Annotated in this window: 11 protein-coding genes; 10 read left to right on the forward strand and 1 reads right to left on the reverse strand. The window is 68.6% G+C overall.

Going from position 1 to position 12,480, the window contains the following annotated elements; all coding sequences use genetic code 11:
• Positions 1–4: 4 nt before the first annotated feature.
• A complete protein-coding gene (locus tag PV734_RS07105) occupies positions 5–532 on the forward strand; it encodes a GNAT family N-acetyltransferase (protein ID WP_319094658.1) in 528 nt (175 codons plus the stop codon).
• A 22-nt stretch (positions 533–554) separates the two neighbouring features.
• Here PV734_RS07105 and PV734_RS07110 read toward each other — a convergent pair whose 3' ends face one another.
• On the reverse strand, positions 555–1,136 hold the full coding sequence (locus PV734_RS07110) for an adenylosuccinate lyase (RefSeq protein WP_319094657.1): 582 nt from the start codon (positions 1,134–1,136) through the stop codon (positions 555–557).
• A gap of 362 nt (positions 1,137–1,498) precedes the next feature.
• On the opposite strand from PV734_RS07110, the gene PV734_RS07115 reads away from it, so the two are divergent.
• The 9 genes from PV734_RS07115 to pssA all read left to right on the forward strand — a co-directional run bounded on the left by PV734_RS07115 (position 1,499) and on the right by pssA (position 12,455).
• Entirely contained in the window at positions 1,499–3,304 is a 1,806-nt protein-coding gene (locus PV734_RS07115; protein WP_319094656.1) for a 3-hydroxybutyryl-CoA dehydrogenase, read from the forward strand.
• 160 nt (positions 3,305–3,464) lie between these two features.
• On the forward strand, positions 3,465–4,277 hold the full coding sequence (locus PV734_RS07120; protein ID WP_319094655.1) for a TetR/AcrR family transcriptional regulator: 813 nt from the start codon (positions 3,465–3,467) through the stop codon (positions 4,275–4,277).
• Between the two features lie 414 nt (positions 4,278–4,691).
• Positions 4,692–6,035, forward strand: a complete 1,344-nt coding sequence (ccrA, locus tag PV734_RS07125; RefSeq protein WP_319094654.1) for a crotonyl-CoA carboxylase/reductase — start codon at positions 4,692–4,694, stop codon at positions 6,033–6,035.
• A gap of 15 nt (positions 6,036–6,050) precedes the next feature.
• A complete protein-coding gene (locus PV734_RS07130) occupies positions 6,051–8,099 on the forward strand; it encodes a protein meaA (protein WP_319094653.1) in 2,049 nt (682 codons plus the stop codon).
• Positions 8,096–9,055, forward strand: coding sequence for a CoA ester lyase (locus PV734_RS07135; protein ID WP_319094652.1), 960 nt, complete (start codon positions 8,096–8,098; stop codon positions 9,053–9,055). Before PV734_RS07130 ends, PV734_RS07135 begins: the two co-directional genes overlap by 4 nt.
• Before the next feature lie 15 nt (positions 9,056–9,070).
• Positions 9,071–9,583: a MaoC family dehydratase gene (locus PV734_RS07140; protein WP_319288951.1), complete on the forward strand. Its 513-nt coding sequence runs from the start codon at positions 9,071–9,073 to the stop codon at positions 9,581–9,583.
• 2 nt (positions 9,584–9,585) lie between these two features.
• On the forward strand, positions 9,586–10,791 hold the full coding sequence (locus PV734_RS07145; protein WP_319094650.1) for an acyl-CoA dehydrogenase family protein: 1,206 nt from the start codon (positions 9,586–9,588) through the stop codon (positions 10,789–10,791).
• Positions 10,792–10,960: 169 nt separating this feature from the next.
• Positions 10,961–11,617: a phosphatidylserine decarboxylase gene (locus PV734_RS07150; protein WP_006377315.1), complete on the forward strand. Its 657-nt coding sequence runs from the start codon at positions 10,961–10,963 to the stop codon at positions 11,615–11,617.
• A 16-nt stretch (positions 11,618–11,633) separates the two neighbouring features.
• Positions 11,634–12,455, forward strand: a complete 822-nt coding sequence (gene pssA, locus PV734_RS07155; RefSeq protein WP_044472421.1) for a CDP-diacylglycerol--serine O-phosphatidyltransferase — start codon at positions 11,634–11,636, stop codon at positions 12,453–12,455.
• Positions 12,456–12,480 lie beyond the last annotated feature (25 nt).

Here is a 12,480-nt window from a genome sequence, read left to right on the forward strand (position 1 = left end):
CGCCATGAACGCCCCGATCCTCGTCCGCGAGATGACCCTCGACGACTGCGACCGCGTCTCCGAAATCCGTATCCGGGGCTGGCAGCACGCCTACAAGGGCCTGATGCCGCAGACGTATCTCGACGCCCTGAGCGTGCCGGAGGACGCCGAGCGCCGGCGCATGTTCTTCGTGCGGGCCGGTTCCGAGGTCGTCGATCTCGTCGCGGAGCAGTCGGGCACGGTGATCGGCTGGGCCTGTCACGGGCCCTACCGGGACGGTGAGATCCGCACGGAGGACGCCGAGTTGTACGCGATCTACGTGGCCGTCGAGCGGCTCGGCGCCGGGGTCGGCCAGGCGCTGCTGGGCGAGGTGATACGCCGGTGCGCCGGTGCCGGGCACCGGCGCGTGTTCCTGTGGGTCGTCGAGGGCAACGACCCCGCGCGGCGGTTCTACGAGCGGGCGGGGTTCACGACCGACGGCGCCGAGGAGCCCTTCGAGGTGGACGGGGTCGCCGTACCGGAGGTGCGGTACGTGCGGGAACTCGCCGGGTGACGGGCTCCGCTTCATGTCTGCTTCATCTCTGCTTCGGGATGCGCGCCAGGGCGTGCACCGCCGCCTCGGCGAGGGCGGGGTGCGCGAGGGCCTTGTTCAGGACCGGTGCCGCCCGCCGGTCCCCCAGCGTGCCCAGCGCCTCCACACAGGCGAGCGCCACCCGCCGGTAGGGGTCGTGCGGTGTCAGGCGGCGGCCCAGCGTGGTGATCAGCGCCGGAACCGACTCGGGGGCGCGCAGTTCCCCCAGCAGACGGACCGGGTGCAGGGCGTAGGCGACGCGCAGTTCGTTGGTCGCGAGGGCGGCCGCCGCACGGGCCGTGCGCGGATCACCGAGGCGGGCCAGCGCGTACGCGGCGGAGGCGCAGCGCTGCGGGTCACGGTGGTTGAGGAGGAGGACGAGGGCCTCGAAGGCTCGCCGGTCCCCCATGAGCCCCAGCCTGAACGCGGCCAACTCCCGGGCCCACAAAGGCTGTCCGGGGGCGGTGAGGACATCGGCCAGTTCGTCGGGGTCTCCGGTCGCCACCAGACGTTCGTACGTCTCCGAGGTGCCCGCCCCGACCTCGGCCCGTAAGCGCTCCGTGAGCGATCGCAACTCTTCGTCCATGAGCCGAGATTAGGTGCGAGAGCGGGAGCGCGTGGGCAGGATCCCGGGACGTACATCACAAAACCGGGGGCTGGCGCGCTCGTTACCCACCGGTTAAGCTCAGACGAGCGAGTTACCCACTCGCCTGTACTACTTGCTGACGACGGCCTGGTGACGCAGCCGTCGTGAGTGCTGGTCGGTTCGGTACCTCGTGTACCGCAGTACGACCCCGGCTCGGGACAGGGCCGGTCGGATCCACCGTTCCCCGGGCGTGTGCGCTCGCGGTCCGGCAACACCCGCACTCCTTCCCGCACCCGGTGCGCCCCTCTCGGCGTACCCGTGGGTGCTCCCAGTCGTCACCACCTCATTTCTGGAGTCCCGCGATGGCCACTCCCCTGTCCCACACCTCTCCGTCGCCGCTCAGGACCGTCGCCGTGGTCGGCCTCGGCACGATGGGCACCGGCATCTCCGAGGTCCTCACCCGCGCCGGCCGCGAGGTCGTCGGCATCGACATCAGCGAGGCCACTGCCGCGAAGTCGGTCGCCGCCCTGGAGGCCTCCACCGCCCGTGCCGTGGTGCGCGGCCGGCTCACCGAGCAGGAGCGCGAGGACGTCCTCGGCCGCTTCCGTACCTCCACCGACCTGCGCGAGGCGGCCGACGCCGACCTGGTCATCGAGGTGGCGCCGGAGTCGTACGAGATCAAGCACCAGATCTTCCGCGCCCTCGACGACATCGTGCGCCCGGAGACGATCCTCGCGACCGGCACCAACGCCCTCTCCGTCACCCGCCTCGCGGCCGACTCGGCGCGTCCCGAGCGGGTGTTGGGCCTGCACTTCTTCAACCCGGCCCCCGCGATGAAGCTGGTCGAGGTCGTCTCGTCGGTGCTGACCGCGCCGAAGGCCGTCGCCGCGGTCACCGATCTGGCGATCGAGCTCGGCAAGGAGCCCGTCGCGGTCGGTGACCGCCCCGGATTCGTCGCCGACGGACTGCTGTTCGGCTACCTCAACCAGGCAGCCGCGATGTACGAGGCGAAGTACGCCTCCCGGGAGGACATCGACGCGGCGATGCGGCTCGGCTGCGGTCTGCCCATGGGCCCGCTCGCCCTGCTCGACCTGATCGGCATCGACACGGCCCGTACGGTCCTGGAGGCCATGTACGCGGAGTCCCACGACCGGCTGCACGCCCCGGCGCCCGTCCTCAAGCAGCTCAGCGAGGCGGGTCTGACCGGCAGGAAGGCGGGGCGCGGCTTCTACTCGTACGAGGCGCCCGGCGGTGCGACGGTCGTGGCCGACACGCTGACCCCGCTGGCCGGTCCCCCCGAGACCCCCGGCCGCGCCGTCCGCTCCGTCGGTGTCGCCGGCTCCGGCACGATGGCCTCCGGTATCGCCGAGGTCTTCGCCAAGGCCGGGTACGAGGTGGTCCTCGCCGCCCGCAGCGAGGAGAAGGCGCAGACGGCCAAGGCCAGGATCGGCAAGTCGCTGGCCCGCTCCGTCGACAAGGGCCGTCTGACCGCCGAGGCCGCCGCGCAGACCCTCGACCGGATCACGGCGGCGGGCTCGTACGACGCCTTCGCGGACGTCGATCTGGCCGTCGAGGCCGTCGCCGAGGACCTGGCGGTCAAGCAGCAGCTGTTCGCGGCACTGGACAAGGTCTGCAAGCCGGGCGCGGTGCTGGCCACGACCACCTCCTCGCTGCCCGTCATCGCGTGCGCCCGCGCCACCTCGCGTCCCGAGGACGTGATCGGCATGCACTTCTTCAACCCGGCGCCGGCGATGAAACTGGTCGAGGTCGTCCGTACGGTGCTGACCACCGACGACGTCCACTCGACGGTCCGCGAGGTCTGCGTCAGGATCAAGAAGCATGCGGTGGACTGCGGCGACCGAGCCGGATTCATCGTCAACGCGTTGCTTTTCCCGTATCTCAACAACGCGATCAAGATGGTCCAGGAGCACTACGCGTCTCTCGACGACATCGACGCGGCGATGAAGCTGGGCGGCGGCTACCCGATGGGTCCGTTCGAACTGCTGGACGTGGTCGGGCTGGACGTCTCCCTGGCGATCGAGAAGGTCCTGCACCGCGAGTTCCGTGACCCGGGTCTGGCCCCCGCGCCGCTCCTGGAGCACCTGGTGGCCGCGGGCTGCCTCGGCCGCAAGACGGGCCGCGGCTTCCGCGAATATGCCCGCCGCTGACGGGGCCGGCGACCGGTCCGGTCACGGCCTTGGACCCGCCCTCGGACAGGAGAACGACTGGGGCGGGCTGCTCGGCCCGGCCTCGACACCCCCGCCCGCCCGGGGCGGGGGTGATCCCGGGCGGGCGCGGCACCCTGCGCACATGCAGTACGTTCGGGTCATGTCCCAGCCCGCCAGGTCCTCCCGTACCCCAGCCACGCCCGACGCGCCGGAGAGCGCCGCCGGTGGCCGCGCCGCCGCGCAGCGGCTCAAGATGCGCCGCGAACTGGCGGCCGCGGCGATGGAGCTGTTCTCGACCAAGGGCTACGAGGGCACCACCGTCGACGAGATCGCGGCCCGGGCCGGCGTGGCCCGCCGCACCTTCTTCCGGCACTTCCGTTCCAAGGAAGAGGCGATCTTCCCGGACCACGACGACACGTTGATCCGGGCGGAGGCGGTGCTCAACGCGGCGCCGGCGCACGAGCATCCGCTCGACACCGTGTGCCGCGGCATCAAGGAAGTCATGAAGATGTACGCGGCGCGGCCGGAGATCTCGGTCGCCCGCTACAAGCTGACGCGCGAGGTGCCCACCCTGCGGGAGGCGGAGATCGCCTCGGTCGCCCGCTACGAACGCCTCTTCACCCGCTATCTCCTGGGCCACTTCGACGAGCACGCCCACGACGACGACGCCAACGACGACCCGCTGCTGGCGGAGGTGGCCGCGTCCGCCGTGGTCACCGCCCACAACCACGTCCTGCGGCGCTGGCTGCGGGCGGGCGGCCAGGGCGATGTCGAGGCACAGCTCGACCACGCCTTCGGGATCGTGCAGAAGACCTTCGGCACGGGCATCGGCGTCGGACGTGACACCGCGCCCCGGACAGTGCCGGCCTCGGTGACCTCGCAGGGGGAGGTACTGGTGGCGGTCGCCCGGACGGACGCGCCGCTCGACGAGGTGATGCGCACCATCGAGCAGGCGCTGAAGGAACGGTCGTAGAGAAACCCCGGAAAGAGGCGGGTCGCAGTTGCTGCGGCCCGCCTTTTCTGTGCCCCTCCGGACCCACCCCGGACCTACTCCTCAGTAGCTTTTGATCGATCATCGCTCATTTGTTACGTAAAGATTTCATTTGAGGTCAGTTTCTGGCACCCAGTGCCTTGTCACCTGACACGGGGTGCCATACCTTGAAGGTGTCCGGGCGGCCGGCGTGCAGAGACCATTCGTACGTCGGCTGTCCCCGCAAACCACGTGCTTGCGCGCCCGGACGCCTGCGTCACAGGCAACCTCCCGCGCCACCCCGCGCTGCCGGAAGCACCACCCGCCGAACCGACGGCACGTCTCACCCAACCCTCAGCAGCACCGACGTAACCCTCAGCGTCTTCCCTCAGGACGCCATTCGCCGGAGGCAATACCGTGACCGTTAAGGACATCCTGGACGCGATCCAGTCGCCGGAGTCGACTCCGGCCGACATCGCCGCTCTGCCGCTCCCCGAGTCGTACCGGGCGATCACCGTGCACAAGGACGAGACCGACATGTTCGCCGGCCTCGAAACCCGCGACAAGGACCCCCGCAAGTCGATCCACCTGGACGACGTCCCGGTGCCGGAACTCGGCCCCGGTGAGGCCCTGGTGGCCGTCATGGCATCGAGTGTCAACTACAACTCGGTCTGGACGTCGATCTTCGAGCCGATGTCGACGTTCGGCTTCCTGGAGCGCTACGGCAGGCTCAGCGAGCTCACCAAGCGCCACGACCTGCCGTACCACGTCATCGGCTCCGACCTCGCGGGCGTCGTCCTGCGCACCGGCCCCGGTGTCAACTCCTGGAAGCCCGGCGACGAGGTCGTCGCGCACTGCCTGTCCGTCGAGCTGGAGTCCAGCGACGGACACAACGACACGATGCTCGACCCCGAGCAGCGCATCTGGGGCTTCGAGACCAACTTCGGCGGGCTGGCGGAGATCGCGCTGGTCAAGTCCAACCAGCTGATGCCGAAGCCGGACCACCTCAGCTGGGAGGAGGCGGCGGCCCCGGGCCTCGTCAACTCCACCGCGTACCGCCAGTTGGTCTCCCGCAACGGCGCCGGCATGAAGCAGGGCGACAACGTCCTCATCTGGGGCGCGAGCGGCGGACTGGGCTCGTACGCCACGCAGTTCGCGCTGGCCGGCGGCGCCAACCCCATCTGCGTCGTCTCCAGCGAACAGAAGGCGGACATCTGCCGGGCGATGGGCGCCGAGGCGATCATCGACCGCAACGCCGAGGGCTACAAGTTCTGGGCCGACGAGCACAACCAGGACCCGCGCGAGTGGAAGCGGTTCGGCAAGCGCATCCGTGAGCTGACCGGCGGCGAGGACGTCGACATCGTCTTCGAGCATCCCGGCCGCGAGACCTTCGGCGCGTCCGTCTACGTCACCCGCAAGGGCGGCACGATCGTCACCTGTGCCTCCACCTCCGGCTTCAACCACGAGTACGACAACCGCTACCTGTGGATGTCACTCAAGCGGATCATCGGCTCGCACTTCGCCAACTACCGCGAGGCCTGGGAGGCCAACCGGCTGGTCGCCAAGGGCAAGATCCACCCGACGCTCTCCAAGGTGTACTCCCTGGAGGAGACCGGGCAGGCCGCCTACGACGTCCACCGCAACCTCCACCAGGGCAAGGTCGGCGTCCTGTGCCTGGCCCCCGAGGAGGGCCTCGGTGTGCGCGACCACGAGAAGCGCGCCCAGCACATCGACGCCATCAACCGCTTCCGGAACATCTGAGACCGGAGGTCATCGATGACTGAGCGTCAGCCCACCACAGGCAAGCGGGAGAAGGACCGGCCGTGGCTCATGCGCACGTACGCCGGTCACTCCACGGCCGAGGCGTCCAACGAGCTGTACCGGCGCAACCTCGCCAAGGGCCAGACAGGTCTGTCGGTGGCCTTCGACCTGCCTACCCAGACCGGGTACGACCCCGACCACATCCTCGCCCGCGGCGAGGTCGGCCGGGTCGGCGTGCCGGTCTCGCACCTCGGTGACATGCGCCGGCTGTTCCAGGACATCCCCCTGGACCAGATGAACACCTCGATGACGATCAACGCCACCGCCATGTGGCTGCTGGCGCTCTACCAGGTCGTCGCCGAGGAGCAGGGTGTGGACATCACCACGCTCCAGGGGACGACCCAGAACGACATCGTCAAGGAGTACCTGTCCCGGGGCACGCACGTGTTCCCCCCGGTACCCTCGCTCCGGCTGACGACGGACATGATCTGCTACACGGTCAACCACATCCCCAAGTGGAACCCGATCAACATCTGCAGCTACCACCTCCAGGAGGCGGGGGCGACCCCGGTCCAGGAGATCGCGTACGCCATGTCGACGGCCATCGCGGTGCTGGACGCCGTACGGGACTCGGGGCAGGTGCCCGCCGAGAAGTTCGGTGACGTCGTCGCCCGTATCTCCTTCTTCGTGAACGCGGGCGTCCGGTTCATCGAGGAGATGTGCAAGATGCGGGCGTTCGGCCGGATCTGGGACCAGGTCACGCGTGAGCGGTACGGCATCGAGAACCCCAAGCAGCGGCGCTTCCGGTACGGCGTGCAGGTCAACTCCCTGGGGCTGACCGAGGCGCAGCCGGAGAACAACGTCCAGCGGATCGTGCTGGAGATGCTGGCGGTGACGCTGTCGAAGGACGCACGCGCGCGTGCCGTCCAGCTCCCGGCGTGGAACGAGGCGCTGGGCCTGCCCCGGCCCTGGGACCAGCAGTGGTCGCTGCGGATGCAGCAGGTGCTCGCGTACGAGAGCGATCTGCTGGAGTACGAGGACATCTTCGCCGGGTCGCACGTGGTCGAGGCGAAGGTGGCCGAGCTGGTCGAGGAGTCGCTCACCGAGATCGCCCGGATCGAGGAGATGGGCGGCGCGATGGCCGCCGTCGAGTCGGGCTATCTGAAGTCGAACCTGGTCGCCTCGCACGCCGAGCGGCGGGCCCGTATCGAGTCCGGCCAGGAGAAGATCGTCGGCGTCAACATCTTCGAGTCGACCGAGCCGAACCCGCTCACGGCCGACGTCGACGCGGCGATCCAGACGGTCGACCCGGCCGTCGAGGCGCGGGTGACCTCGGCGCTCCGGGGCTGGCGCGACACGCGGTACCAGCCGCCGTTCAACCACCCGCGCCCCTGCAAGGCGCTGGAGCGGCTGAAGGAGGCCGCGAAGGGCACCGACAACCTCATGGAGGCCACCCTGGAGTGCGCCCGCGCCGGGGTCACGACCGGCGAGTGGGCCGGGGCCCTGCGCGAGGTGTTCGGGGAGTTCCGGGCGCCGACGGGTGTCTCGTCCGCGCCGGTCGCGGTGACCGCCGAGGAGGGCACCGCGATGGCGCTGGTGCGGCGCAAGGTCGAGGTCACCGCGCGGGAGATGGGCGTCGGCAAGCTCCGTTTCCTGGTGGGCAAGCCGGGTCTGGACGGGCACTCCAACGGGGCCGAGCAGATCGCCGTCCGGGCCAGGGACGCCGGGTTCGAGGTGGTCTACCAGGGCATCCGGCTCACCCCGGAGCAGATCGTGGACGCGGCCGTCGCGGAGGACGTGCACGCGGTCGGCCTGTCCATCCTGTCCGGCTCGCACGCCCAGCTGGTGCCGGACGTGGTGGAACGGCTCCGTGTGGCCGGTGCCACAGACATACCTGTCATCGCCGGTGGGATCATCCCCAATGGAGACGCCGAGCAGCTCAGGGCCGCCGGCGTGGCCGCGGTCTTCACCCCGAAGGACTTCGACATCACCGGCATCATCGGCCGCATCGTGGACGAGATCCGGAAAGCGAACAAGCTCGACCCCCTGGAGGTCCCCGCATGACCGTCAACCGTCTGCGTCCCCGCCGCTCGTGTCTCGCGGTCCCGGGAAGCAACCCCCGCTTCCTGGAGAAGGCCCAGGGCCTGCCGGCCGACCAGGTCTTCCTGGACCTGGAGGACGCGTGCGCCCCGCTCGCCAAGCCCGAGGCGCGGCACACCATCGTCAAGTTCCTCAACGAGGGCGACTGGACGGGCAAGACGAGGGTCGTGCGGGTCAACGACTGGACGACCGAGTGGACGTACCGCGATGTCGTGACGGTGGTCGAGGGCGCGGGCCAGAACCTCGACTGCATCATGCTGCCGAAGGTGCAGACCGCCCAGCAGGTCGTCGCCCTGGACCTTCTGCTGACCCAGATCGAGAAGACGATGGGCTTCGAGGTCGGCAAGATCGGCATCGAGGCGCAGATCGAGAACGCCCAGGGCCTGAACAACGTCAACGAGATCGCGACGGCCTCCCAGCGCGTAGAGACGATCATCTTCGGCCCGGCCGACTTCATGGCGTCGATCAACATGAAGTCGCTGGTCGTGGGCGAGCAGCCGCCCGGCTACCCGGCGGACGCCTACCACTACATCCTGATGAAGATCCTGATGGCGGCCCGGGCCAACAACCTCCAGGCGATCGACGGCCCCTACCTGCAGATCCGCAACGTGGACGGCTACCGCGAGGTCGCCCAGCGGGCCGCCGCCCTCGGTTTCGACGGCAAGTGGGTGCTGCACCCGGGCCAGGTCGAGGCGTCCAACGAGATCTTCTCCCCCTCGCAGGAGGACTTCGACCACGCCGAGCTGATCCTGGACGCGTACGAGTACTACACGTCCGAGGCGGGCGGCAGGAAGGGCTCCGCGATGATCGGCGACGAGATGATCGACGAGGCCAGCCGCAAGATGGCCCTGGTCATCTCGGGCAAGGGCCGGGCGGCCGGTCTGCAGCGCACGTCCAAGTTCGAAGCCCCCGCCGGTTAAGGAGCCCTGAGCACCATGCAGTTCGGACGCACCTACGAGGAGTTCGAGGTCGGGGCGGTCTACAAGCACTGGCCCGGGAAGACGGTCACGGAGTACGACGACCACCTCTTCTGTCTCCTGACGATGAACCACCACCCGCTCCACATGGACGCCAACTACGCGGAGAACACGACCGACTTCGGCAAGAACGTCGTCGTGGGGAACTACATCTACTCGCTGCTGCTCGGGATGTCCGTGCCGGACGTGTCGGGCAAGGCGATCGCCAACCTGGAGGTCGAGTCGCTGAAGCACGTCGCGCCGACCTTCCACGGCGACACGATCTACGGCGAGACGACGGTCCTCGACAAGACGCCCTCCCGGTCGAAGAACGACCGCGGGATCGTGTACGTCGAGACCAAGGGCTACAAGCAGGACGGCACGCTGGTCTGTGCGTTCCGCCGCACGGTGATGGTGCCGACCGAGACGTACATCAAGGAGCGCGGCGGCGAACAGCCCGGCCGGCCCCGGCTCAAGGAGCAGGAGAAGTAACCATGGCGCGACTCGCCCAGACCGCCGGTCTGACCGACATCCAGCGCGAAATCCTGTCCACGGTGCGGGACTTCGTGGACAAGGAGATCATCCCGGTCGCGACCGAGCTGGAGCACCGCGACGAGTATCCGCAGGCGATCGTCGACGGCCTCAAGGAGTTGGGCCTGTTCGGCCTGATGATCCCCGAGGAGTACGGCGGTCTGGGCGAGTCTCTCCTGACGTACGCGCTCTGCGTCGAGGAGATCGCGCGCGGCTGGATGTCGGTCTCCGGGATCATCAACACGCACTTCATCGTGGCGTACATGCTCAAGCAGCACGGCACGCAGGAGCAGAAGGACCACTTCCTGCCGAGGATGGCGGCCGGCGACGTCCGGGGCGCCTTCTCGATGTCGGAGCCGGGTCTCGGCTCGGACGTGTCGGCCATCACCTCGAAGGCGGTGCGGGACGGCGACGAGTACGTCCTCAACGGCCAGAAGATGTGGCTGACGAACGGCGGGACGTCCAATCTGGTCGCCGTACTCGTCCGAAGTGACGAAGGACACCCGGAGGGGACCGCGCCCCACAAGTCGATGACCACCTTCCTGGTCGAGAAGGAGGCGGGCTTCGGGGAGGTCCGGCCGGGACTCACCATCCCGGGCAAGATCGACAAGATGGGTTACAAGGGTGTCGATACCACCGAACTCATCATGGACGGACTGCGGATTCCGGCCAATCGCGTTCTCGGGGGCAGCACCGGCCGAGGTTTTTACCAAATGATGGACGGCGTGGAGGTGGGACGGGTCAATGTGGCGGCACGTGGCTGCGGTGTCGCTCAGCGTGCCTTCGAGCTGGGCGTCCAGTACGCCCAGCAACGCCACACTTTCGGCAAGGCGATCGCTCAGCACCAGGCGATCCAGTTCAAGCTGGCCGAGATGGCTACCAAGGTCGAGGCCGCCCATGCGATGATGGTGAACGCGGCACGCAAAAAGGACTCCGGGGAGCGAAACGACCTTGAGGCAGGGATGGCGAAGTACCTCGCCTCCGAGTACTGCAAGGAGGTCGTGGAGGACGCCTTCCGGATCCACGGCGGCTACGGCTTCTCCAAGGAGTACGAGATCGAGCGCCTCTACCGCGAGGCTCCGATGCTGCTGATCGGCGAAGGTACCGCCGAGATCCAGAAAATGATCATCGGGCGCAGGTTGCTCGAAGAGTACAAATTCCAGGGCTGATTGTCCGCTTCGGGGTGTTTTCTTCGAGTTGAAGGTCACACCCCGTCAGCGCCCTTCAGCCGCCGACTCAGCTTCCTGGCTTACCCAGTTGTGGTCGTGAGCCGCTACGATCGCCGGAAAGCCGCCGTCCCCTGATACCGCGCGGCATCATCCGCTACGAAGGTCATCCATGCCCCACAGCCAAACCTCTGCACCTCGCGACAGCCTGGCAGGCGTACGCCTGGCGCGCGGAGCATCGCCGTGGCTCCTCCCGACCGTCGCCACCGCAGCCCTCAGCCTGGTACGCGCGCGCAAGTCCGGCGCCGCCAAGGCCGTGGCCGTACCCGTCACCGCGCTGGCGGCGGGCATGCTGTGGTTCTTCCGCGATCCCGAGCGCGAGATCACCCAGGGCCGGGTCATCTCTCCCGCCGACGGCGTGGTCCAGAGCATCATGCCCTGGAAGGACGGCCGGACCCGCGTCGCGATCTTCATGAGCCCGCTCAACGTACACGTCAACCGCGCGCCCCTCTCGGGCACGGTGACGTCCGTCGAGCACATCCCCGGCGGGTTCGTTCCGGCGTTCAACAAGGAGAGCGAGAACAACGAGAGAGTTGTCTGGCACTTCGACACCGAGCTCGGTGACATCGAGATGATCCAGATCGCCGGTGCTGTCGCTCGCCGCATCGTCCCGTACGTCCCGCAGGGCACGAAGGTCGAGCAGGGTGAGCGGATCGGCCTGATCCGTTTCGGCTCGCGCGTCGACATCTATCTCCCCGAGGGTGTCGAGGTCGCGGTCGAGGTCGGCCAGAAGACAGTGGCAGGGGTGACTCGCATTGACCGTGATTGATCCCGAGACCCAGTGGGTGCCGGAGGCCGACGAGGTGGGTGACGACGAGGAGGAGATGCCTCTTTCTCTCCGCCTCTCGATAGCGGACACCCTCACACTCGGCAACGCGACCTGCGGCTTCATGGCCGTGTACTTCACCACCACGGGCATCCTCATCCCGCACCTCACCGGCAGTGACGAGTCGGGCATGGCCCGTCACTCGGCGGCGACCGCGGTGATCCTCATGCTCTGCGCGGCGGTCTTCGACCTCTTCGACGGTCTGGTCGCCCGCAAGCTGCGCTCCTCCCCCATGGGCGCCGAGCTGGACAACCTCTCCGACCTGATCAGCTTCGGTCTCGCGCCCGCGTACTTCGTGCTGGTGTATGGCATGGTCGCGGACGACGCGTACCAGAAGGTGGCCGCGGTCGGCGCGATCGTCGTCCTGCTCGCCGTGGTGCTGAGGCTCGCGAGATTCTCGTGCGTGACGGTGAAGGACGGCACCTTCCAGGGCATGCCGAGTCCTTTCGGCGCCCTGACGGTCGTCTCGATCGTGCTCCTGGAGCTGCCGTTCGTGGCCACGCTCATGGCCATCGTCGGCACCGCCTGGCTGATGGTGAGCCGCGTCGAGTACCCCAAGCCGCGCGGTCCGCTCGCGATCGCGATGGTCTCCTGGATCGTGTCCGGCATGGCTCTCCTGGCGGCCTGGGCCTTCGACGCCCCCGGCGGCCAGCTGCTCCTCCAGACCGGTTGCGCCCTGCAGCTGGTCCTGGGCGCGGTGATCCCGCTCTTCGCGACGGCACGCCGGGTGAACAACTTCCGCGGCAACCGCCGCGAGGCACGCGCGGCACAGCTGCCGTAGCGGTCGGCGACACAGTCGTACGGAG

This window comes from Streptomyces sp. AK08-02 (assembly GCF_033795085.1).
Classification (GTDB): Bacteria; Actinomycetota; Actinomycetes; order Streptomycetales; family Streptomycetaceae; genus Streptomyces; species Streptomyces echiniscabiei.